Source organism: Sphingomonas jejuensis (assembly GCF_011927695.1).
Lineage (GTDB): Bacteria > Pseudomonadota > Alphaproteobacteria > Sphingomonadales > Sphingomonadaceae > Sphingomonas_K > Sphingomonas_K jejuensis.
This window is the reverse complement of record NZ_JAATJE010000001.1, coordinates 1,276,060-1,296,328: the sequence shown is the minus strand read 5'-3', so window position 1 is coordinate 1,296,328 and position 20,269 is coordinate 1,276,060. Positions and strand designations below refer to the sequence as shown.

Annotated in this window: 22 protein-coding genes; 15 read left to right on the top strand and 7 right to left on the bottom strand. The window is 68.3% G+C overall.

All coding sequences use genetic code 11. The features are described 5' to 3' along the window. The first annotated feature begins 29 nt into the window (after positions 1-29). Positions 30-1,040, top strand: a complete 1,011-nt coding sequence (thiS, locus tag GGR88_RS06545) for a sulfur carrier protein ThiS (RefSeq protein WP_167953759.1) — start codon at positions 30-32, stop codon at positions 1,038-1,040. Positions 1,041-1,108: 68 nt separating this feature from the next. After that, entirely contained in the window at positions 1,109-1,291 is a 183-nt protein-coding gene (locus tag GGR88_RS06540; protein WP_167953758.1) for a CsbD family protein, read from the top strand. A gap of 69 nt (positions 1,292-1,360) precedes the next feature. On the opposite strand, the gene GGR88_RS06535 is transcribed toward GGR88_RS06540, so the two are convergent. The 3 genes from GGR88_RS06535 to GGR88_RS06525 form a co-directional block, all read right to left on the bottom strand. After that, positions 1,361-2,050 carry a PEPxxWA-CTERM sorting domain-containing protein gene (locus tag GGR88_RS06535; RefSeq protein WP_209023202.1) on the bottom strand — a complete coding sequence of 230 codons (690 nt, stop codon included), beginning with the start codon at positions 2,048-2,050 and terminating at the stop codon, positions 1,361-1,363. Positions 2,051-2,197: 147 nt separating this feature from the next. Further along, positions 2,198-3,850 (bottom strand): thiamine pyrophosphate-binding protein, encoded by a 1,653-nt coding sequence (locus GGR88_RS06530; protein WP_167953757.1) that lies wholly within the window; start codon positions 3,848-3,850, stop codon positions 2,198-2,200. Between the two features lie 80 nt (positions 3,851-3,930). Continuing rightward, positions 3,931-4,290: a bleomycin resistance protein gene (locus GGR88_RS06525; protein ID WP_167953756.1), complete on the bottom strand. Its 360-nt coding sequence runs from the start codon at positions 4,288-4,290 to the stop codon at positions 3,931-3,933. 91 nt (positions 4,291-4,381) lie between these two features. Here GGR88_RS06525 and GGR88_RS06520 point away from each other — a divergent pair, with 91 nt between their 5' ends. The 13 genes from GGR88_RS06520 to nadC all read left to right on the top strand — a co-directional run bounded on the left by GGR88_RS06520 (position 4,382) and on the right by nadC (position 15,705). Next, the gene (locus GGR88_RS06520; RefSeq protein WP_167953755.1) at positions 4,382-5,089 is read left to right on the top strand and encodes a CoA transferase subunit A; all 708 of its coding nucleotides are present in this window, start codon (positions 4,382-4,384) and stop codon (positions 5,087-5,089) included. Further along, the gene (locus GGR88_RS06515) at positions 5,086-6,027 is read left to right on the top strand and encodes an HAD family acid phosphatase (RefSeq protein ID WP_342449736.1); all 942 of its coding nucleotides are present in this window, start codon (positions 5,086-5,088) and stop codon (positions 6,025-6,027) included. The genes GGR88_RS06520 and GGR88_RS06515 overlap by 4 nt, the downstream gene beginning before the upstream one ends. Before the next feature lie 54 nt (positions 6,028-6,081). Beyond that, positions 6,082-6,717, top strand: a complete 636-nt coding sequence (locus GGR88_RS06510; protein ID WP_167953754.1) for a CoA transferase subunit B — start codon at positions 6,082-6,084, stop codon at positions 6,715-6,717. A 162-nt stretch (positions 6,718-6,879) separates the two neighbouring features. After that, positions 6,880-8,178, top strand: a complete 1,299-nt coding sequence (locus tag GGR88_RS06505) for a serine hydrolase domain-containing protein (protein WP_167953753.1) — start codon at positions 6,880-6,882, stop codon at positions 8,176-8,178. A 213-nt stretch (positions 8,179-8,391) separates the two neighbouring features. Then, positions 8,392-8,715, top strand: a complete 324-nt coding sequence (locus GGR88_RS06500; protein WP_167953752.1) for a DUF1476 domain-containing protein — start codon at positions 8,392-8,394, stop codon at positions 8,713-8,715. Between the two features lies 1 nt (position 8,716). After that, positions 8,717-8,962 carry a BolA/IbaG family iron-sulfur metabolism protein gene (locus tag GGR88_RS06495; protein ID WP_167953751.1) on the top strand — a complete coding sequence of 82 codons (246 nt, stop codon included), beginning with the start codon at positions 8,717-8,719 and terminating at the stop codon, positions 8,960-8,962. Then, a complete protein-coding gene (grxD, locus tag GGR88_RS06490) occupies positions 8,959-9,291 on the top strand; it encodes a Grx4 family monothiol glutaredoxin (RefSeq protein WP_167953750.1) in 333 nt (110 codons plus the stop codon). Before GGR88_RS06495 ends, grxD begins: the two co-directional genes overlap by 4 nt. Before the next feature lie 382 nt (positions 9,292-9,673). Then, on the top strand, positions 9,674-10,039 hold the full coding sequence (locus GGR88_RS06485) for a BlaI/MecI/CopY family transcriptional regulator (RefSeq protein WP_342449735.1): 366 nt from the start codon (positions 9,674-9,676) through the stop codon (positions 10,037-10,039). Continuing rightward, positions 10,036-11,553 carry a M56 family metallopeptidase gene (locus GGR88_RS06480; RefSeq protein ID WP_167953748.1) on the top strand — a complete coding sequence of 506 codons (1,518 nt, stop codon included), beginning with the start codon at positions 10,036-10,038 and terminating at the stop codon, positions 11,551-11,553. The genes GGR88_RS06485 and GGR88_RS06480 overlap by 4 nt, the downstream gene beginning before the upstream one ends. A gap of 38 nt (positions 11,554-11,591) precedes the next feature. Continuing rightward, positions 11,592-12,449 (top strand): MBL fold metallo-hydrolase, encoded by an 858-nt coding sequence (locus GGR88_RS06475; protein ID WP_167953747.1) that lies wholly within the window; start codon positions 11,592-11,594, stop codon positions 12,447-12,449. Between the two features lie 98 nt (positions 12,450-12,547). Further along, positions 12,548-13,555 (top strand): quinolinate synthase NadA, encoded by a 1,008-nt coding sequence (nadA, locus tag GGR88_RS06470; protein WP_167953746.1) that lies wholly within the window; start codon positions 12,548-12,550, stop codon positions 13,553-13,555. Positions 13,556-13,570: 15 nt separating this feature from the next. Then, positions 13,571-14,866 (top strand): DUF2254 domain-containing protein, encoded by a 1,296-nt coding sequence (locus tag GGR88_RS06465; RefSeq protein ID WP_167953745.1) that lies wholly within the window; start codon positions 13,571-13,573, stop codon positions 14,864-14,866. Beyond that, a complete protein-coding gene (nadC, locus tag GGR88_RS06460; protein ID WP_167953744.1) occupies positions 14,863-15,705 on the top strand; it encodes a carboxylating nicotinate-nucleotide diphosphorylase in 843 nt (280 codons plus the stop codon). The genes GGR88_RS06465 and nadC overlap by 4 nt, the downstream gene beginning before the upstream one ends. Positions 15,706-15,734: 29 nt before the next feature. On the opposite strand, the gene GGR88_RS06455 is transcribed toward nadC, so the two are convergent. From GGR88_RS06455 to gltX, 4 genes are all read right to left on the bottom strand, one after another. Continuing rightward, positions 15,735-15,947 (bottom strand): DUF1289 domain-containing protein, encoded by a 213-nt coding sequence (locus tag GGR88_RS06455; RefSeq protein ID WP_167953743.1) that lies wholly within the window; start codon positions 15,945-15,947, stop codon positions 15,735-15,737. Then, on the bottom strand, positions 15,928-17,337 hold the full coding sequence (locus GGR88_RS06450) for a DEAD/DEAH box helicase (protein WP_167953742.1): 1,410 nt from the start codon (positions 17,335-17,337) through the stop codon (positions 15,928-15,930). The genes GGR88_RS06455 and GGR88_RS06450 overlap by 20 nt, the downstream gene beginning before the upstream one ends. 137 nt (positions 17,338-17,474) lie before the next feature. Then, positions 17,475-18,761, bottom strand: coding sequence for a citrate synthase (locus GGR88_RS06445; RefSeq protein ID WP_167953741.1), 1,287 nt, complete (start codon positions 18,759-18,761; stop codon positions 17,475-17,477). Between the two features lie 14 nt (positions 18,762-18,775). After that, complete coding sequence (gene gltX / locus GGR88_RS06440; RefSeq protein ID WP_167953740.1) at positions 18,776-20,230, bottom strand: glutamate--tRNA ligase; 1,455 nt, start codon at positions 20,228-20,230, stop codon at positions 18,776-18,778. Positions 20,231-20,269: the final 39 nt, after the last annotated feature.

Here is a 20,269-nt window from a genome sequence, read left to right as displayed (position 1 = left end):
CAGCGTCCAGACACCCTAGATCGTCCCGCATGGACGAGCATAGCGACGGCACGATCACCATCACGGTCAACGGCGAGCATCGGCGCGTGCCCGGCGGCATCACAATCGCCCGGCTGGCCGACATCCTGGGCCTGGTGCCGGAGAAGGTCGCGGTGGAAAGGAACCTGGAGATCGTGCCGCGGTCACAGATCGCCGAAACGGCGGTTGCGGACGGGGACGAGATCGAGATCGTGCACTTCGTCGGCGGCGGCGACCATGCGTCGTCCGTGAGCGACGAAGGCTGGACGGTGGCCGGGCGTCGGTTCCGGTCGCGGCTGATCGTCGGCACCGGCAAGTACAAGGACTTCGCGCAGAACGCCGCCGCCCTCGAGGCTTCGGGCGCCGAAATCGTGACTGTCGCGGTGCGGCGGGTGAACATCGCCGATCGCAACCAGCCCATGCTGACCGACTTCATCGATCCAAAGCGGTTTACGTATCTTCCCAACACGGCGGGCTGCTTTACCGGCGATGATGCGGTGCGGACGCTGCGCCTGGCGCGCGAGGCCGGCGGCTGGGACCTGGTGAAGCTTGAGGTGCTGGGAGAAGCGCGCACACTTTATCCGGACATGGTGGAGACGCTGCGGGCGACCGAAGTGCTGGCCAAAGAAGGCTTTCTCCCCATGGTCTATTGCGTGGACGATCCGATCGCCGCCAAGCGCTTGGAAGACGCCGGTGCCGTGGCGGTGATGCCGCTCGGCGCGCCGATCGGCTCGGGTCTGGGCATCCAGAACCGGGTGACGATCCGGCTAATCGTGGAGGGCGCGAACGTGCCGGTGATCGTAGATGCCGGCGTGGGTACCGCGTCCGACGCGGCGATCGCCATGGAGCTTGGCTGTGACGGCGTGCTGATGAACACCGCGATCGCGGAAGCGCGTGATCCCGTCCTGATGGCCTCCGCCATGCGCGCGGCGGTGGAAGCGGGGCGGAGTGCCTATCGCGCTGGCCGGATGGGGCAGCGGCGCTACGCCGATCCCTCAAGCCCGCTTGCCGGTTTGATCTAGATCAGCGCGAAGCGGAACGATCCCGAACCGCCCTCGTTGAATCCTGCGAGAATCGAAGGAGACGACAGATGGGCGAACTGACCGACAAGCTGAAGGGCGCGGCGAACGAGGTGGTCGGCAAGACCAAGGAAGCCATCGGCAAGAACACCAATGATCCGAAGCTGGCCGCCGAAGGTGCCGCGCAGGAGACCGCCGGCAAGGGCCAACAGGCCAAGGGTGATGTGAAGGGTGCACTTGGCGACAAGATCTAAGCCGACATATTGGTACGGCAATTGAGGGGCCGCGCGGTGCGATCCGCGCGGCCCCTTTTTGCATGCTGATCAGGCGTGCACCATCCGCCGCCGCCGACGCGCGGTGCTGCCGACCAGCGCGACGCCGGCGATCATCATCGCCCAGCTTGCCGGCTCCGGCACGGCAGCAACCGTGATGCTGTTGATGCGGAAACCATCGGCGCCACTGCGCTGCTGCCCAAAGGCAAAGCCCTGGAAGGCGCCGGTCGCTAGATCCACCCGATAGGTGCCGTTCGACAGACGCGTGGTGGTCGTGCCGGGCAGGCCACCGGCGATCGTACCGGAAAAGCCGATCGGCACCGTTCCTGTGTCGGTGAGGCCCACCAGCTGCAGCGTGTCGTTGTCGTCGACGATCGAAAAGGTGATGGAGGAAAGGGCGAAGTCGCTTCCATCCGCCAGAAAGAACAGCACACCTTCATTGTCGCCTGAGTTGCTGTCGACCTGGTTGCAGAAGGCTCCGGTTTCCCCGGGGCACACGCCGATCCCGGCTGCGCTCTGATGAAGCGCGGCATCGATCACGTCGCCAGTTCCATTCGGAAAGCCCGACGGCGGGCCGCTGTAGGTGAAGCCCGCCGCGACCAGGGAGAGATCGCCGGACGTAAAGACCTTCACGACACTGTCGTCGCTCGATCCGCCGAGATTGAAGGTGGTTGCCGCAAGGGCCGGCGTCGCTGCAAGCATGGAAGCCGCGACGCCGACCGAGAAGATCGACTTGAACATGGTTCTTCCCCTGTCATGACGCCGCTGTCGGCGCCCGTGCTCACCGCCCCTTGCAGGCGAGCAACAGGGGGATGACCTGCCAAGGGTAAGCAGGCAAGCGACCGTTAACCTTTTTGGACCCGATTTGGGACAGCCAGGACGTCGTCGTCAAAGACCCCTGAGCGCGGCAACCGTGATGCCGGGTGCGATCTGCTCCACATCGGTCTTCAAATGGAGGAGGCGGACGCCACGCTGCGCAAGCAGGTGATCGAAGGCGGGGCCGAACTCATCGGTTGCCACAACGGTTGCTGCCTGCGCGCCATAGGCCCGTGCGAGGGCCGCGAAATCGGGATTGGCGAGCGTGGTGCCAGAAACCCGTCCAGGGTGGCGACGCTCCTGATGCATGCGGATCGTGCCGTAGCTGCCATTGTCGACGACGATGACGATGATGTCGCAGTCATGCTGGACGGCGGTGGCGAGTTCCTGTCCGTTCATCAGGAAGTCTCCGTCCCCCGCCAGGGCAATCACGCGTGCCTCCGGTCGACGAAGCGAGGCCGTGATCGCAGCGGGAAGGCCATAGCCCATCGCGCCGGCGGTGGGGGCAAGCTGGCTGCCGGTCGCCTCGTAGCTCCAGTAGCGATGCCACCAGCCGGAGAAGTTGCCAGCACCGTTGCACAGGATGGTGTCGGGCCCGCCAACGGTTGCGCGCATGTGCGCGACGCAGGCCGCCAGGTCGAGCGCGGCGACCGATGGAGCCGGCGTGTTCCAGGCCTGCCAGTCCGCGTGCGCCTGAGCGCCATGTTCGAAAGGGACGACCTCGTCCTCCCAAGCCTCGGCCGCTTCGGCGAACTCGCTGCAATCCGCGCAGATGGCAAGATCGGGGTGGAAGACCCGGCCAAGCTCCTGCGGATCGGGGTGGACGTGGATGAGGCGCTGACCGGGGTGGTCTGGCGTGATGAGCGTGTAGCCGTCCGTCGTCGCCTCGCCCAGCCGCGCGCCGACGACCAGCAGCAGGTCTGCGTCGCGAACCCGCTCCAGCAGCTTTGGATTGGGACCGTAGCCGAGGTTGCCGGCGTAGACCGGAGAGCGATTGTTGATCGCGTCCTGCCGGCGGAACGCGGCGGCCACGGGCAATCCGATCCGCTCGGCAAAACGGCGGAAATGATCGGCAGCGGACGCGTCCCAGTCCGCGCCGCCGACGATGGCGACGGGCTGCTCCGCATCGTCGAGCATCGCCATCAAGGCTTCCATCGCGCCGGGATCCGGAAATTGCGCCGGCCGGGTGACGCGCGGCCGATCATGCGCCTGCGCGACATCCGTCAGCATGTCTTCCGGCAGCGCGAGCACGATGGGGCCGGGGCGGCCGGACATGGCCACCGCATAAGCGCGGGCGACATATTCAGGCACGCGGTGAGCATCGTCGATGCGGGCGGCCCACTTGGCGAGTGGCGTGAACGCAGCGGCGAAGTCGACCTCCTGAAAGGCTTCACGGTCCCGATCGCTGCGGGCGACGTCGCCGATGAAGAGGATGAGCGGGATCGAGTCCTGCATCGCGACATGAACGGCGATCGATGCGTTGGTGGCGCCGGGGCCGCGCGTGGCAAAGACAATGCCCGGTCGGCCGGTGAGGGAGCCGTCCGCGCAGGCCATGAACCCGGCACCGCCCTCTTGCCGACAGACCACAAGATCGATGGCGGGCGTGTCGTGGAGGGCGTCAAGCACCGCCAGGAAGCTTTCGCCGGGAACCGTGAAAATGCGGTCGCAGCCTTGGGCGACGAGGTTGTCGACCAGGATCCGTCCGCCGCTGCGCGCGCCTGCCATTGTTCCGCTCCCGATCGTCCTTGTTTGATGTGGCGGGGGTGGCGTGGGCACCGGTACGTGTCAACGCAGCTGTGCGCCGATCAGTTCTGCACGAGGTGGAAAAGGCTGCCGTCCGGATCGATCAGAAAGCCAACCCGGCCGCCCCATGGCTGACGTCGGGGCGGCTGCAGCCGCGGCTGGCCGTCGTCGCGCTCCGGGATCCCGCACGCTTTCAAGACGGCATAGAATCCGTCCAGGTCGTCGAGCCTGAGGCAGCACCCAAAGCTGCTGGACAGTGGGTCCAGGCCGGGGAAGGCGAAGAATTCGAGTACCAGCCCGCCGCGCTCAAGGATCATCCATCCGTCGGATCGGTATGCCTGGATGAAGCCGGCCGGCGCATAGAAGGCGGCGGTGGCGGCAAAATCCCGCGAGGGCAGGTTCGGCGTTGCGTGATCGGCCAAGGAAGCTTGCCTCCTCCATGAACGGTGGGTTCCTTGACCGGAAAGCTAACAGCCGCCTATCCCGCCGGCGAGAGTGAGCCGGAGGATGTCGATGCAGAAGCTCTACCCCGATGCCACGGCCGCGCTGGCCGGACTGCTGAAGGACGGCATGACGATCTGCGCGGGCGGCTTTGGCCTTTGCGGCATCCCGGAGCGGCTGATCGACGCGATCCAGGCATCCGGGGTGACAGGGCTGACTGTCGTGTCCAACAATGCCGGGATCGATGGCGAAGGGCTCGGCAAGCTGCTGCGCACCCGGCAGATCGCCAAGATGATCTCGTCCTATGTCGGCGAGAACAAGGAATTCGAGCGGCAGTATCTGGCAGGCGAGCTCGAGGTGGAGTTCTGCCCGCAGGGAACGCTGGCGGAGCGGTGCCGCGCCGGCGGGGCTGGCATCCCCGGCTTCTACACGAAAACGGGTGTCGGCACGTTGGTCGCCGAGGGCAAGGAAGTGAAGAGCTTCGACGGGGAGGATTATATCCTGGAGCGCGGCATCCGCGCGGACCTGTCGATCATCAAGGGTTGGAAGGCGGACGAGGCCGGCAACCTCGTGTTCCGCAAGACTGCGCGAAACTTCAACCAGCCGATGGCGACCGCATCGAGCCTGTGCGTGGCGGAGGTGGAAGAGGTGGTGCCGGTCGGGACGCTCGACCCGGACATGATTCATGTGCCCGGCATCTATGTGAAGCGGATGATCGTCGGCGCGCCGTATGCCAAGAAGATCGAGTTCCGCACGGTGCGCGAGCGGGCCGCGGCGTGACGAGGCGCCCGCCATGGAGCGCGGCGCGGTCCGCCGCCCTGCTGCCGCTGCTTGCGGTAGCGGGCTGCGCGGGGACAATGGACGGCGCGGGCGCTGGTCGCGCGCCCGCCCCGGTTGAGGCGGCGCAGGAAAACCCGATCCCGAAGTCGCTCCTGTGGCTGCACGGGTCGGGCGAGGCGGCGCTGCTGGCGCGGCGAACCTTTTCGGACATGGCGGACTATGTCGTTGCCGCCGAGCGCCGCCGCGCAGGTGGCGCGGCGGTGGAGAGCGCAGTGATGGCGCCGAGCGCCACGCTCGATGCGCCGCGGTGGACGGAGTGTGGCAGCAAGCCGGCCGCGGTGATCTTCGATGTCGATGAAACAGCGATCCTCAACACGGGCGCGAACTACGACGCCGCGACCCATGGCGATCCGCCGTTCGACGCGGCCCGTTGGGCGCGGTGGGAGGAAGGCGGGGCGGATCTGGTGGAGCCGATGCCGGGGCTTGCCTCGGCGCTCGCCACCATGCGGGCAGCGGGCGTGACGGTGGTGTTCAACTCGAACCGCGAAGCCCGCTTTGCGGCGCAGGCCGCCGCCGCCATCCGCGGCGCCGGGCTTGGCGAGGCAGTGCACGGCGAAACGCTGTTCCTGCGCGGCGACATCGCGCCGGGGTCGGGCAAGGACCCGCGGCGCGCGGCGATCGCGGCGCGGTATTGCGTGCTGGCGATGGCGGGCGACCAGATGGGCGATTTCGCGGATGCCTATAACGACCGCGCGCTGAGCGTCGCCGCCCGGCGGCAGCGGGTGGCGACGGCGCCGGCCGGGGAGCGGATCGGGCGCGGCTGGTTCCTGCTTGCCAACCCCGCCTATGGCCCGTGGGATCGCGGCGGGCTGGACGACCTGTTTCCGGCCGACCGGCGATGGCCGCGGCCGGTGGCGCCGGGCACGCCGGCACCGTGACGATCCGGCGGCGCATGAGTGCCGAATTGACACCAACGAAGGACGGCTGAGCTGATGCCCTGGACCCGCGACGAGATGGCGGCGCGCGCCGCCAAGGAGCTGAAGGACGGATTCTACGTCAACCTCGGCATCGGCATTCCGACGCTGGTCGCCAACAACATACCTGCCGGCATGACGGTGACGCTGCAGTCGGAAAACGGGATGCTGGGGATCGGCCCCTTTCCGTACGAGGACGAGGTCGATCCCGACCTGATCAACGCCGGCAAGCAGACCATCAGCGAGCTGCCATCGTCGTCCTATTTCGGGTCGGCCGACAGCTTCGCCATGATCCGCGGCGGGCATATCGACCTGACCGTCCTGGGGGCGATGGAGGTGTCCGAAGGCGGCGACATCGCCAACTGGATGATCCCGGGCAAGATGGTGAAGGGCATGGGCGGCGCCATGGACCTGGTCGCGGGCGTGAAGAAGATCATCGTGGTCATGGAGCACACGTCCAAGAACGGCGACCCGAAGTTCATCCCGGACTGCACCCTGCCGTTGACGGGCAAGAACGTGGTCGACATGATCGTGACCGACCTGGCGGTGTTCCAGCGGGCCGATCACCAGACGCCGTTCCGGCTCGTCGAGCTTGCGCCCGGTGTCACGGCCGACGAGGTCGCCGCGAAGACCACGGCACAGTACCAGGCCTGACGCCAGCCGGTTCCCGCCGCCTTTTCGAGCACCCGAACGTTTCAGCCCAGGTGCGACTCGCCCTGTCGCATTTTTCCAACGGCATTGGGCGCCAGGGTTGTCATAAACCTGACGTTCTGATTCAACCGCTTACATGGGGAGCATGATGCGGGGGTCGGCAGCATGAACGACGGCGGGACGCCGACGCGGCGCGCGGGTTCGCTCGGCACGGTCGCGGCGGCACTTCTGCTTGGTGCCGGTGCGGTGCTGGGTCTTCCGTCGCTGCTGTCGCCGGGCACGGCCGCGCCGGCCCATGCCGCGGAAGGCGACGATCTGGTCCGGCCGACCGGTCGATCGATCCCGGCATCCGCGCTGCAGGCCCCGTCGCGCATCGATTATCGCCGGCTGGACGACCGCATCACGCGGCTGGCGCAGCAGCCCGAGATCGTCGGGCTTGCCGTCGCCGTCATCGAGAATGGCGAGATCAGCTTCTTGAAGGGATATGGCACCACCCAGGCCTCGGGCGGGCAACTGGTGCGGCCGGACACGGTGTTCCGCTGGGCATCCCTGTCGAAGGGCGTGGCGAGCACGGCGATCGGCATGCTGGCGAACGACGGGCGGCTGTCGCTGACCGACCCGGTCGCGCGCTATGCGCAGTCGCTGCGCCTGCCGGGTGGCGGCGAGGGCGTTGCGACGATCGCGGACGTGCTGTCGCACCGCGTCGGCCTTTACGCCAATGCCTATGACGACCGGCTGGAGAGCGGTCAGGATCCGAAGCGCATTCGCGCATCGCTGGGGCAGTTGCGGCCGATCTGCGCGGTTTCGACCTGCCACGGGTACCAGAATGTCGCGTTCGATGCCGCCAGCGAGGTGGTGGAGCAGGTGACGGGTCGCAGTTACCAGTCGGTGGTGCGCGACCGGATCTTCGCCCCGCTTGGCATGGCCAACGCCAGCCTGACGCGCATCGAGCTGGTGAATTCCCCCAGTTGGGCGCGGCCGCATGTCGGACGGCGCGAGGTCGAGGTGACCGAGCCCTATTACCGGGTGCCGGCCGCGGGCGGCGTGAACGGATCGATCTTCGACCTGGCCTTGTGGATGCGCGCGCAGATGGGGCGCGAGCCCGCCGTGCTGTCCGAACGCTTGCTGGAGGAGATCCACCAGCCGCGCGTGGCGTCGCCGCGCCGGGGCAGCGCGTTCAGCCGCGCCATGGAGGACGGGCGCTATGCGCTCGGCTGGCGCGATTATCGGTTTCACGGTCACCGGCTGGTCGGACATCAGGGAGCCGTGCGGGGATATCGGTCCGCCATCCTGTTTGACCCGGCGACAAAGGCGGGCGTGGCGCTGCTGTGGAATTCGCAGAGCGGCCGACCCAACGGCATCCAGATCGAAGTGATGGAAGCGCTTTACGGGCTGCCGCGCGGCGACTGGCTGCAGCTTGACGCAGCGGGTGCGCCCACCCCTGTCACCATGACGACGAGGTAGTCCGGATGAAGCGTGTCATGATCCTGCTTGTCGCGGGCGCGACGATCAGCGGCATCGCGGCCGTGGCCGCCTCCGCGCGCAACCGCGCCGAGCTTCCGTCATCGCCGCAATCCGAGATCGCCGCCAAGGAGTGACGTCGGCGTTGCGAGGGCGCCGACCTCATCCTATCTCGGACCCTCAACGGCGCCGGCCGGGCAGGGGAGACGAGCCACGATGACGACCTTCGACGATCGCGAGCGTGCCTTTGAGGCGAAATTCGCGCGCGATGCCGAGCTTGAATTCCGCATCACGGCACGCCGCAACCGCCTGGTCGGCGAGTGGGCGGCCGAGCGCATGGGGCTGACGGCCGAGGAGACGGAGGCCTATGCCCGCGCCGTCGTGCAGGCCGATTTCGAGGAGCCGGGCGAGGCGGACGTGATCCGCAAGCTGACCGGCGACTTTGCCGCCGCAGGGGTCGGGATCGACGACGCCGAGATCCGCCAGGCCCTGAACGCCTGCGAGGAGCAGGCCCGTCAGCACGTCGTGCGCGGCGCCTGACATGGCGATGGAGGCGGACGAGATCCGCCGGTTGATCGTGGCGGCGATCCCGGATGCGGTGGTCGAGATCGACGATCTGGCGGGAGACGGCGACCATTATGCCGCGCGTGTGACCAGCGCGGCCTTTGCCGGCCTGTCGCGCGTGCGGCAGCAGAAGGCGGTTTACGACGCATTGGGCGGCCGGATGGGAACGGAGCTGCACGCGCTGCAGCTCACCACCGCCGTTCCCGCAGGAGGTGAACGATGACGGACGACACGAACGCGCGGATCGATGCGCTGGTGAAGGACAACAAGGTCCTGCTTTTCATGAAGGGGACGCCCTTGTTCCCGCAGTGCGGCTTTTCCAGCCGTGCGATCGCGATCCTGGATCACCTGGGTGTGTCGTACGAAAGCGTCGACGTGCTGCAGGACCAGGGCATCCGGCAGGGCATCAAGGATTATTCGGACTGGCCGACGATCCCGCAGCTTTATGTCGATGGTGAGTTCATCGGCGGGTCGGACATCATGATGGAGATGTACGAGGCCGGCGAGCTGGCCGAGCTGATGGCGGACAAGGGCATCGCCAAGGCGGGCTGAGCCGTCCGCCACCGAAGGCAAGCGAGACTAACCAGCGGCCTCGTCGATCCGGCATCCGGTCGGCGGGGCCGTTTTCATGTTCGTCGCGGAGGGGAGACCGGAGGGCGGGTGAGGGCGGACCAGCGCGAGACCGGATAAGCGCTGGTCCGCCACTCAGGCACTTCGGAACCGCATCATACTGTGCATGGCGCGTGCCATTTTCCGACAATGGCGGCGATCCGCCAGCCACGAAGGTTAGCGATGTATTGACGACGAGGCGATTTGTAAAATCCGCCGACAGCGGTGCGACCGCCATGTCGTTCGTCGAACGCGCATGGCCGTTCACAACGCGTTCAGCCAAACTGACCACAAATGTAGTCGTCACGATTACAGGGGTAGTCAGGTGAGCAGGATCAGCGAAGCCGAGCATCATGTGATGGAGGTGCTGTGGGAGCAGCACCCGTTGACGGCACAGGAAGTGGCGGATCGCGCGGGCGAGGCACGCGACTGGAACATCCGCACCGTGAAGACCCTGCTGTCCCGCCTGCTCGCGAAGGGCGCGATCGGGCACGAGGAGGATGGTCGCCGCTATCTTTACCGGCCGCTGATCGCGCGCGGCGACTATGTCGCCGGTGAGTCGCGGCGGCTGGTGGACCGGCTGTTCGGGGGCAAGGTGACGCCGCTGGTCGCGCACCTGGCCGCGCAGGACGCGCTGACCGCGGAGGACATCGCCGAGATCGAGGCGCTGCTTCGGGAGTTGAAGCAATGAGCGCCTGGATCATCGAGACGCTGATCGCGACGAGCGTGCTGATGCTGCTCGTGCTCGCCATCCGCGGACCCGTGGCGCAGCGGTTCGGGCCGCGCGTCGCCTATGCCCTGTGGCTGATGCCGGCGCTACGCATGATCGCGCCGCCGCTGCCGGCCGGTGCCATCGAGACGCCGCTGGCGAGCCTTGCCGCAAGCGAGCTGGTGGTGCTGGACCTGGGCGGCGCGGTGCCGGTGGCGACGGCCGCGCCGATCCCGTGGGGCGCGATGCTGGTTGCGGTCTGGCTGGGCGGCGCGGCGCTGTTCCTCCTGTGGCACCTGATCGCCTATCGCCGCTTCATGGCGCGCGCGCTGAACGGCGCCCGCGAGCTGCCGATGCTGGATCGTCGCGGCATCGAGGTGTGCGCGAGCCCGGCGGTGCCGGGGCCGTTCGCCGCCGGCATCTTCGTGAAGCGCGTGGTGCTGCCCGCCGACTGGCGGCGCCGGTACGACGCGGACGAGCTGCGGCTGGCGATGGCGCATGAGGAAGCGCACCATGCCCGCGCCGACCTGTCCGCGAACATGGCGGCGCTGGTGATGGTGGCGCTGCACTGGTTCAACCCGATCGCGCACCGGGCGCACCGGGCGTTCCGCGCCGACCAGGAACTGGCGTGCGACGCCGTGGTGCTGCGCGGCGCGCGGCCGGACGAGCGGCATGCCTATGGCGCGGCGCTGGTGAAGTCGGCGATCGGCCGGCGGCCCGCGGTGCTGGCGCCGCTGGGCGATGCGGAGGATCTGAAAGGGAGGCTGAAAATGCTTGGACGCGCATCGAAGACGAGCCGGTTCGGCGGCGGGTTGGTTGCAGCAACGGTGATCGCCGGCGTGGCGGTCACGGCGTCGGGCAGCCTGGCGGCGGAGACCGGGCGCAGCATGGCGGCGTCGACGGTGGAGGCCGTCCAGGCGGCGGCCGCGCCGATCGCACCGGCGGCGCCTGCCGCTCCGCCCGCGGCGGACGCGCCGGTGGCGCCCGAGCCGCCGGCCGCGACCACCGCACGGCGTGCGCCGCGCGTCATCATCATCGACCGCGACGAGGACGAGGAGCAGGCGTTGAGCGGCCTGTCCGAAGAGGACCGGGCTGCGATCCGCGCCGCGGGCGAGCAGGCCCGCGCGGCGGGCGCCGAAGCGCGCGCGGCCGGCGCTGCTGCGGCCGTTGCCGTCCAGAACATGCGGGAAGGCCGCACCGCGTTCCTGCGGCGGAACGGCACGCGCCTGCCCGACACGTTCCGCGTCCGCATGCTGAGCGGCCAGCCCTGCAGGATGGACCGGGAGGGTGCTGACACGCATGCGTCGACCGGTGAGTCTCGGACGGTGATCTGCCGCAACATCTTCCGCCGCGACGTCGACCTGAGCACGCAGATCAGCGCGCTGGAGCGGGCACGCGAGAGCCTGGCCGCGACGGGCGAGCCGCTGACGGCGGAACAGCGCGACATGGCGCTGGCGGAGATCGACCGGGCGCTGGCGGAGCTGCGCGCCCGCTGACGCTTGCGTTGGCCGGCGGCCGTTCCCATTGGGGTGGCATGGACATGCCGCCCCATGGAACGGTCGAGACGGTGGCGCCGGGCGTGCGCCGCGTGATCGCGCCCAACCCCTCTCCGTTCACCAAATGGGGCACCAACAGCTTCATCGTCGGTGAGGGCGAGGTTGCAGTGATCGACCCCGGCCCGGACATCGCGGCGCATGTGGATGCGCTTAGGCACGCGGTGGCGGGCGAGCGGGTCGCCGCCATCATCGCAACGCACAGTCACCGCGACCACAGCCCGGCCGCCCGCGCGCTTGCCGCCGCGACGGGTGCGCCCATCCTGGGCGGGCCGCCGATCCGGTTCGATCCGAACGCGCCCAAGGCGGACGCCGGCTTTGACGCCGAATACCGGCCCGACCGGGTCCTTGCCGATGGCGAGCGCGTGTCCGCATCCGGTTGGGTGCTGGAAACGGTTGCGACGCCCGGCCACACGTCCAACCACCTGTGCTTCGCGCTGGCCGGCACCGGCATCCTGTTCAGCGGAGACCATGTGATGGGATGGGCGACCACCGTGATCATCCCGCCCGACGGCGACATGGGCGATTACATGGCGAGCCTGGAGCGGCTCCTGGAGCGCGACGACAGCCTCTATCTCCCCGCCCATGGCGGGGCCGTGGACACGCCCCGGCGGCTGGTGCGCGGGCAGCTGGGCCACCGCAAGCACCGTGAGGGGCAGATCCTTCGCCTGCTGAAGGAAGGGGAGGCGGACGTGCCCGCGCTTGTCCGGCGCATGTATGTGGGGCTGGACGAGCGGCTGGTGGGCGCGGCCGGCCTGTCGGTGCGCGCGCATCTGAACGACCTCAACCGGCGCGGGCGGATCGTGGCGACAGGCGAACGCTGGGCGGTGGCCGCCTGAGCCGGAGCGGCCGCGTTGATCCGGGGCAGCGTCCCCGCACTTGATCGCACGGCGTCGCGCGGCCATCTGGCGGGCAGGGCTTTTCGAGGATGATGGACATGGATGCACGGCTTGCCGCGGGCGCGGGTGCGGGCGTCGACCTGCTGGCGGAGATCGACCGGCTGAAGCGGGAGCGCAACGCCGTCATCCTGGCGCATTACTACCAGCGGCCGGAGATCCAGGACCTGGCCGATTTCGTGGGAGACAGCCTGGAGCTGAGCCGCAAGGCGCAGGCGACCGACGCGGACGTGATCGCCTTTTGCGGCGTGCGCTTCATGGCGGAAACGGCGAAGATCCTGTCGCCCGAAAAGACGGTGATCCTGCCGGACATGGATGCCGGTTGTTCGCTGGAGGACAGCTGCCCGCCCGACCGCTTCGCCGCCTTCCGCGCGGAGCATCCGGACCATATCGCGCTCACCTACATCAACTGTTCGACCGAGGTGAAGGCGCTGAGCGACATCATCGTCACCTCGTCGTCGGCCGAGAAGATCCTGTCGCAGATCCCCAAGGACCAGCCGATCATCTTCGGCCCCGACAAGCATCTGGGCGGATACCTGTCCCGCCGCCTGGGGCGCGAGATGCTGCTGTGGCCGGGCGTGTGCATCGTCCACGAGGCGTTCTCGGAAACCGAGCTTTTGAAGCTGAAGGCGCTGCACCCGGGCGCGCCGGTGGCGGCGCATCCGGAATGTCCGCCCCATGTTCTCGATCATGCCGACATGGTGGGCGCGACCAGCGCGATTCTGGAGTTCGCGAAGACCACGCCGAGCGACACGGTGATCGTCGCGACCGAGCCGCACATCATCCACCAGATGGAAAAGGCGGTGCCGCAGAAGACCTTCATCGGTGCGCCGGGTGCCGACGGCAACTGCAACTGCAACATCTGCCCGTACATGGCGCTGAACACGCTGGAAAAGCTCTACCTGGCGTTGCGCGACATGACGCCGCAGGTCGAGATCGAGGAAGGGCTGCGGCTGCGCGCGAAGCGGTCGCTCGATCGCATGATGGAGATGGCGTCGGGCACGGTGGGTCAAGGCGACCTCGGTCCGCTGAAGGTCGTGGGTGAGTAAAGGCGGCCGGCGCGCATGAGGGCGCGCCTTCGCCAGATCGCAGTCAGGCTTCACGCCAGCTACTGGTTCATCCCCGCGCTGATGACGGTCGGGGCCATCGTGCTGGCGATCGTCAGCGTGTCGATCGACATTCAGTTTGGCAGCCGCTGGCTGAGCGAACTCAGCTGGCTCGACATCTCGCGTCCCGACGGTGCGCGCGAGCTGCTGTCGTCGCTGTCGAGCTCCATGATCGGAGTGGCGGGCACGGTCTTCTCGATCACGATCGCGGCCGTCGTCTACGCGTCGGGCAGCTATGGCCCCCGGCTCCTCACCAACTTCCTGGAGGATCGCGGCAACCAGCTGTCGCTGGGCGTGTTCATCGCCACCTTCGTCTATTGCCTGATGGTGCTGCGCACGGTGCGCGTGCCGGCGACCGACGACGGCGCCGGCTTCGTGCCCGAACTGTCGGTGCTGATCGCCCTGGTGCTCGCGCTCATGTCGGTGGGGGTGCTGGTGTTCTTCCTCCATCACGTGCCCGACAGCATCCGCATCAACGGCGTGATGGCGCGCATCGGGCACCGCCTGCTGAGCGACATCAAGAAGCGCTATCCCGACGTGCGCGCCGGGCCGGAGCCGAGCCGCGCCGAACGCACAGGCGGGGTGGCGGTGCGGGCGTCGCGCACCGGGTACATCCAGATCATCGATCACGACACGCTTGAGGATGTCGCCGAGAAGGCGGAGGGCGACATCTGGTTGAACGTCCGCACCGGCGACTTCGTGCATTCCGGGATCACGCTGTTGCATGTCGCTGGGGGTGACGCGGTGCCGGTCGACGAGTTGCAGGGCGCGTTCGCGGTCGGCGACAGCCGCACCGCCGAGCAGGACCTGGAATATCTGATCGACGAACTGGTGGAGATCGGTACCCGCGCACTGTCGCCGGGGATCAACGATCCCTTCACGGCCATCACCTGCCTCCACTGGCTTGGCGCGGCGACGACGTCCCTGGGCGAGCGCGACCTGTGCAACGACGGGGACGGGCACCGCTATGGTCGCAGGCGGGTGCATGCGATTCCCGATGCGTTCGAACATTTCGTCGCGCGTGGGTTCGGTTCGATCCGCGCCTTTGTCGCGAGCAACGGGCTGGCCGCGCTGACCTTTGTGGACACGGCTGCGGCGGCGGGCGCGAGCTGCACGTCGGCGGAGCGGCGTGCGATGCTGATCCGCGAGATCGGCCTGCTGCGCGAGCAGGCCGGCGCGCTGCTGAAGGGCCCAGCGCTGGCGGAGGTGGAGGCGCGCGCGGACGGCGCCAGGGAAAGGCTGAAGGCGGCATGATCGACGGATTTGACGTGGCGGCGTTCGTGGCGGCGACGCTTGCCGAGGACATGGGCGAGGGCGGCGACATCACATCGGCTGCCGTCATTCCTGCCGATGCGCGCTTTGCCGGGATCATGGACAGCCGCGATCCGATCGTGGTCGCGGGGCTGCCGATCGCGGAGGCCTTCTTCCGCGCACTGGACCCGGATGTCGCGATCGAACGGCTGGTGGAGGAGGGCGCCGCCGTTGCGGCAGGCCGCGACCTGATGCGGATGTCCGGCAAGGCGCGTGCGATGCTGACCGCCGAGCGATCGGCGCTGAACATCGTGCAGCATCTGTCGGGGATCGCGACGCTGACCCGCGCCTATGTCGACGCGATCGCCGGAACGGGCGCGACCCTGCTGGACACGCGCAAGACGACGCCCGGGCTGCGCGTGCTGGAGAAATATGCGACCCGCATGGGCGGGGCCACCAACCACCGCATGCGGTTGGACGATGCCGCGATGATCAAGGACAACCATGTGGCCGTGGCGGGCGGCGTGGCCGAGGCGACCCGCGCGGCGGTGGCGGCCGGCATCGCGCGGATCATCGTGGAGGTGGACCGGGTCGATCAGATCGAGCCGGCGATCGGCGCGGGCGCGACCCACCTGCTGCTCGACAACATGGATCCGGCGACCTTGCGACAGGCGGTTGCGCTGGTCGGCGGGCGGGTGCCGACGGAAGCGTCGGGCGGGGTGCGGCTGGAGACGATCCGGGCGATCGCGGAAACGGGCGTCACCTATGTCTCGGTCGGGCGCATCACCCAGTCGGCGCCGGCGGCGGACATCGGCCTGGATTTCGCCGCGCTGGGGGACTGACCCGGCGCCGAGCGGCGACGGCAGCCCCGTCAGCCGCCGCGCACGCGTGCGATCAGGCGGCCGAGCGGGCTTTCCCGCCGATCGAGCCTGGCGAGGATCTCGCGACGTCGCGCTTCGTCGGCACGCGGCCATTCGGCGATCTCGTCGCCAGTCCGCCGACAGCCCCGGCAATAGCCCCGCCGATCGAGCCCGCATTGCCCGATGCACGGCGTGCGCAGCCGCCTATCGGGTGAGGCCGACATCCAGGAAGCTCGGGATCGGGCCGTTCCAGCCGTCATCGGCCGGCTCGGGCGCGCCCCGCCGCCGATCATCGCGCCGCGGTGCCGGTCGCTGAGCGGCCGCAGGCGGATCGGCGCGCTTCGGTGCGGGCGGAGCGGCCTCGGCCGCCTCGACCTTCTCGGGCGCTTCCTCACGGCGTCCGCGGCCACCGCGCGTGCGCGTGCGGGTGCGCGAGCGCGCCTCCCGCGCGGGAGCGGGGGCGTCAGCCGTCTCGTCCACGCTGGGCGGAGCGGCATCGTCGTCGCCGGCAAGCCGCGGGATCGGGCCGCCGGTCAGCTTCTCGATATTGGCGACCGCCTCGGCATCGTCGGGCGTGGCGAGGGTGAAGGCCTTGCCCTTTGCCCCCGCGCGGCCGGTGCGGCCGATGCGATGGACATAATCGTCCGGATGCCACGGCACGTCATAGTTGAAGACGTGGCTGACGCCCTTGATGTCCAGTCCGCGCGCCGCAACGTCGGAGGCGACGAGGATGTTGATCTCGCCCGACTTGAAGCGATCGAGCTCTCGGATGCGATCGGCCTGCTCCATGTCGCCCTGGATCTGGCCAGTGGCGAAGCCGGCGCGCTTCAGGCTCTGGGCGAGGTCGCGCACCGTGGTCTTGCGGTTGGAGAAGATGATCGCGGTGGTGACGTCCTCCGCCTTCAGGAGGCGGGTGAGGGTCGCCGCCTTCTGCCGCGACGCGACCGGCACCAGCGCCTGTTCGATCAGCGCGTTGGTGGTCGCCGGACGGGCGACCTCGATCGACTTCGGGTTGGAGAGGAAGCGGTCCGCCAGCTTCTTGATCGGCGGCGGCATCGTCGCGGAGAACAGCAGCGTCTGCCGCGATTTCGGCAGCTTGGTGCAGATCTCCTCGATATCGGGGATGAACCCCATGTCGAGCATGCGATCGGCTTCGTCGATCACCAGCAGGTTGCAGCCGGTGAGCAGGATATTGCCGCGGCCGAACAGGTCCATCAGGCGGCCCGGCGTCGCGATCAGCACGTCCACGCCCTTTTCGAGCGCCTTTACCTGATCGCCCATCGACACGCCGCCGATCAGCAGCGCCATCGAAAGCTTGTGATACTTGCCGTACTTCTCGAAATTCTCGGCGACCTGGGCGGCGAGCTCTCGCGTCGGCTCCAGAATCAGGCTGCGCGGCATGCGCGCGCGGCTGCGGCCCTGGGCCAGCACGTCGATCATCGGCAGCACGAACGACGCCGTCTTGCCGGTTCCGGTCTGCGCGATGCCGATCAGGTCCCGGCCCATGAGCACGGGCGGGATCGCGCCGCGCTGGATGGGCGTCGGGTCGCTGTAGCCGGACTCGCCGACTGCGCGCAGCAATTCATCAGACAGGCCGAGGTCGGCAAAGCTCATGCAAGGAACCGATTGGAACGGGCGCGCGACGGCACGCCCTGACGTTCGGCCCCTGCTGTCATACAGGGGATAAGTCAAGGACGTGACGTCGGCGGATCGCCCGCGGCCCCTCCGTCGCGGGAGGGACCGGCACGGGTTCAGCGGCGATCGAGCGGGATGTAGTCGCGCTGCGTCGGCCCGGTGTAGAGCTGGCGCGGACGGCCGATCTTCTGGTCGGGATCGGTTATCATCTCGTTCCACTGCGCGACCCAGCCGACCGTGCGGGCAAGGGCGAACAGCGCGGTGAACATCGACGTCGGGAACCCGATGGCCGACAGGATCACACCCGAATAGAAGTCCACGTTCGGGTAGAGCTTCTTTTCGACGAAGTAATCGTCCTTGAGCGCGATCTGCTCAAGCTCGCGCGCGGTGTCGAGCACCGGATCGCTGATGCCGAGCTTGTCGAGGACATCGGTCGCAGCCTTGCTGAGGACTTTCGCGCGCGGATCGAAGTTCTTGTACACGCGGTGCCCAAAGCCCATCAGGCGGAACGGATCGTTCTTGTCCTTTGCGCGGGCGATATATTCCGGGATGCGATCGGGCGTGCCGATCTCGCGCAGCATGTTGAGCGCGGCCTCGTTCGCGCCGCCATGCGCCGGGCCCCACAGGCAGGCAATGCCGGCCGCGATGCAGGCGAACGGATTGGCGCCCGAGGAGCCGGCGAGACGCACGGTCGAGGTGGACGCATTCTGCTCGTGGTCGGCGTGGAGGATGAAGATCTTGTCCATCGCGCTTTCGACGACGGGGTCGACCTCATAGTCCTCGGCCGGGACGCCAAAGGTCATCTTCAGGAAGTTGCCGGCGTAGCTGAGCGAGTTGTCCGGATAGACGAACGGCTGACCGACCGAATATTTGTACGCGTTGGCGGCGATCGTCGGCATCTTGGCGATGAGGCGGTGGCTGGCGACCATGCGCTGGTGCGGATCGGCGATGTCGGTCGAGTCATGGTAGAAGGCGCTGAGCGCGCCGACGACGCCGCACATGATCGCCATCGGATGCGCGTCGCGCCGGAAGCCGCGGTAGAACTGTAGCAGCTGTTCGTGCAGCATGGTGTGGCGGGTGATGGTGTGGGTGAACTTGTCCAGCGTCGCGCTGTCCGGCAGCTCCTTGTTCAGGAGCAGGTAGGCGACCTCCATGAAGCTCGACTGCTCCGCGAGCTGATCGATGGGGTAGCCGCGGTGCAGCAGGACGCCCTGGTCGCCGTCGATATAGGTGAGCTTCGATTCGCAGCTGGCCGTCGAGGTGAAGCCGGGATCGTAGGTGAAGGCACCCGTCTTCGCATACAGGCTGCGGATGTCGATCACGTCGGGACCGACGCTCCCCGAATGGACCGGGAACTGCTGATCGCCGCCATCCAGAGTCAGCGTTGCGTTGCTGTCGGCCATCTATAGCTCCTGTCTTAAGCGCGGTCGGAAGGGGGAACGGCCCGGTCGTCGATGCGTGCCAACGCCTCGTCACGGCCGAGCAGGAGAAGAACGTCGAAGATGCCGGGCGAGGTCGTCCGGCCGGTCAGCGCGGCGCGCAGGGGCTGCGCGACCTTGCCGAGGCCGATGCCCTCCGCCTCCGCGATGCCGCGGATGATGGGATCGAGGGTTTCCGCCGTCCAGGTCGGTTCGGCCCGCAGCGCATCGGCGATCCGCCCGAGAAGCAGGCGCCCCTTGTCGTCGAGCAAGGCGGCGGCCTTGTCATCGACCGACAGCGGCCGCGTGGCGAACAGGAACAGCGCGCCGTCGGCGATCTCGTCCAGATTGCGGGCGCGCGGCTTCAGTTCCGGCATGGCGCGGCGGAGCAGTGCCTGCTCGGCCGGGTCCAGCGCGCGACCGATGCGCGCGGCGACGCGCGGGCCGACCAGCGCCTCCAGCCGGGCATCGTCCGCCTCGCGCAGATAATGGCCGTTCAGGTTTTCGAGCTTCTTCAGGTCGAAGCGGCTGGGCGAGCGGCCGACCGCTTCCACGTCGAACAGCTCAACCGCACGGTCGCGGGTGATGAATTCCTCGTCACCGTGCCCCCAGCCGAGGCGGAGGAGGTAGTTGCCGAGCGCTTCGGGAAGGATGCCCATCTCGTCGCGGTAGGCGTCGACGCCGAGCGCACCGTGCCGCTTCGACAGCTTCGCGCCGTCCGACCCGTGGATGAGGGGAACATGGGCGTAGATCGGTTCCGGCCAGCCCATGGCGCGGATGATGCCGAGCTGGCGAAAGGCGTTGTTGAGATGGTCGTCGCCGCGAATGACGTGGGTGACGCCCATGTCCTGATCGTCGACCACCACGGCCAGCATGTAGGTGGGCGTGCCGTCCGAGCGCAGCAGCACCATGTCGTCCAGTTCCGCATTGCGGACGGTGACCGGGCCCTGGACGAGATCGTTGATGGTCGTCTCGCCTTCCTGTTCGGCGCGCAGGCGGACGCTGAAGGGCGCGCCGACGGGGACATCCTCCGGCGCACGATCGCGCCAGCGGCCGTCGTAGCGGAGCGGTAGCTTTTCAAGCTTCTGCCGCTCGCGCAGCTCGGCCAGCTCCTCCGGCGTCGCATAGCAGCGATAGGCGTGGCCCGACGCGATCATCGCCTCTGCGACCTCGACATGGCGGGCGGCGCGTTCGGACTGGAACACGGTGTCGCCGTCCCAGTTGAGCTGCAGCCAGCGCATGCCATCGAGGATCGCGGCGATCGCCGCATCGGTCGAACGTGCGCGATCGGTATCCTCGATCCTGAGCTTGAACTCACCGCCATGGTGACGGGCGTAGAGCCAGTTGAACAACGCCGTGCGGGCGCCGCCGATGTGGAGAAAGCCGGTCGGCGACGGCGCGAACCGGGTGACGACGGGACGGTTGGACGGGCGCGGATCAGTGCTTGCGCTCACGCGCGGATGCTCCCAGGCTCTAGACGGGATCGACGGCGC

Excerpts from the sequence above, each read along its gene's own strand:
- thiS (WP_167953759.1), top strand. The coding sequence starts at position 30 with ATGGACGAGCATAGCGACGGCACGATCACCATCACGGTCAACGGCGAG.
- GGR88_RS06540 (WP_167953758.1), top strand. The coding sequence starts at position 1,109 with ATGGGCGAACTGACCGACAAGCTGAAGGGCGCGGCGAACGAGGTGGTC.
- GGR88_RS06535 (WP_209023202.1), bottom strand. The coding sequence starts at position 2,050 with ATGTTCAAGTCGATCTTCTCGGTCGGCGTCGCGGCTTCCATGCTTGCA.
- GGR88_RS06530 (WP_167953757.1), bottom strand. The coding sequence starts at position 3,850 with ATGGCAGGCGCGCGCAGCGGCGGACGGATCCTGGTCGACAACCTCGTC.
- GGR88_RS06520 (WP_167953755.1), top strand. The coding sequence starts at position 4,382 with ATGCAGAAGCTCTACCCCGATGCCACGGCCGCGCTGGCCGGACTGCTG.
- GGR88_RS06510 (WP_167953754.1), top strand. The coding sequence starts at position 6,082 with ATGCCCTGGACCCGCGACGAGATGGCGGCGCGCGCCGCCAAGGAGCTG.
- GGR88_RS06505 (WP_167953753.1), top strand. The coding sequence starts at position 6,880 with ATGAACGACGGCGGGACGCCGACGCGGCGCGCGGGTTCGCTCGGCACG.
- GGR88_RS06500 (WP_167953752.1), top strand. The coding sequence starts at position 8,392 with ATGACGACCTTCGACGATCGCGAGCGTGCCTTTGAGGCGAAATTCGCG.
- GGR88_RS06495 (WP_167953751.1), top strand. The coding sequence starts at position 8,717 with ATGGCGATGGAGGCGGACGAGATCCGCCGGTTGATCGTGGCGGCGATC.
- grxD (WP_167953750.1), top strand. The coding sequence starts at position 8,959 with ATGACGGACGACACGAACGCGCGGATCGATGCGCTGGTGAAGGACAAC.
- GGR88_RS06480 (WP_167953748.1), top strand. The coding sequence starts at position 10,036 with ATGAGCGCCTGGATCATCGAGACGCTGATCGCGACGAGCGTGCTGATG.
- GGR88_RS06475 (WP_167953747.1), top strand. The coding sequence starts at position 11,592 with ATGGACATGCCGCCCCATGGAACGGTCGAGACGGTGGCGCCGGGCGTG.
- nadA (WP_167953746.1), top strand. The coding sequence starts at position 12,548 with ATGGATGCACGGCTTGCCGCGGGCGCGGGTGCGGGCGTCGACCTGCTG.
- GGR88_RS06465 (WP_167953745.1), top strand. The coding sequence starts at position 13,571 with ATGAGGGCGCGCCTTCGCCAGATCGCAGTCAGGCTTCACGCCAGCTAC.
- nadC (WP_167953744.1), top strand. The coding sequence starts at position 14,863 with ATGATCGACGGATTTGACGTGGCGGCGTTCGTGGCGGCGACGCTTGCC.
- GGR88_RS06455 (WP_167953743.1), bottom strand. The coding sequence starts at position 15,947 with ATGTCGGCCTCACCCGATAGGCGGCTGCGCACGCCGTGCATCGGGCAA.
- GGR88_RS06450 (WP_167953742.1), bottom strand. The coding sequence starts at position 17,337 with ATGAGCTTTGCCGACCTCGGCCTGTCTGATGAATTGCTGCGCGCAGTC.
- GGR88_RS06445 (WP_167953741.1), bottom strand. The coding sequence starts at position 18,761 with ATGGCCGACAGCAACGCAACGCTGACTCTGGATGGCGGCGATCAGCAG.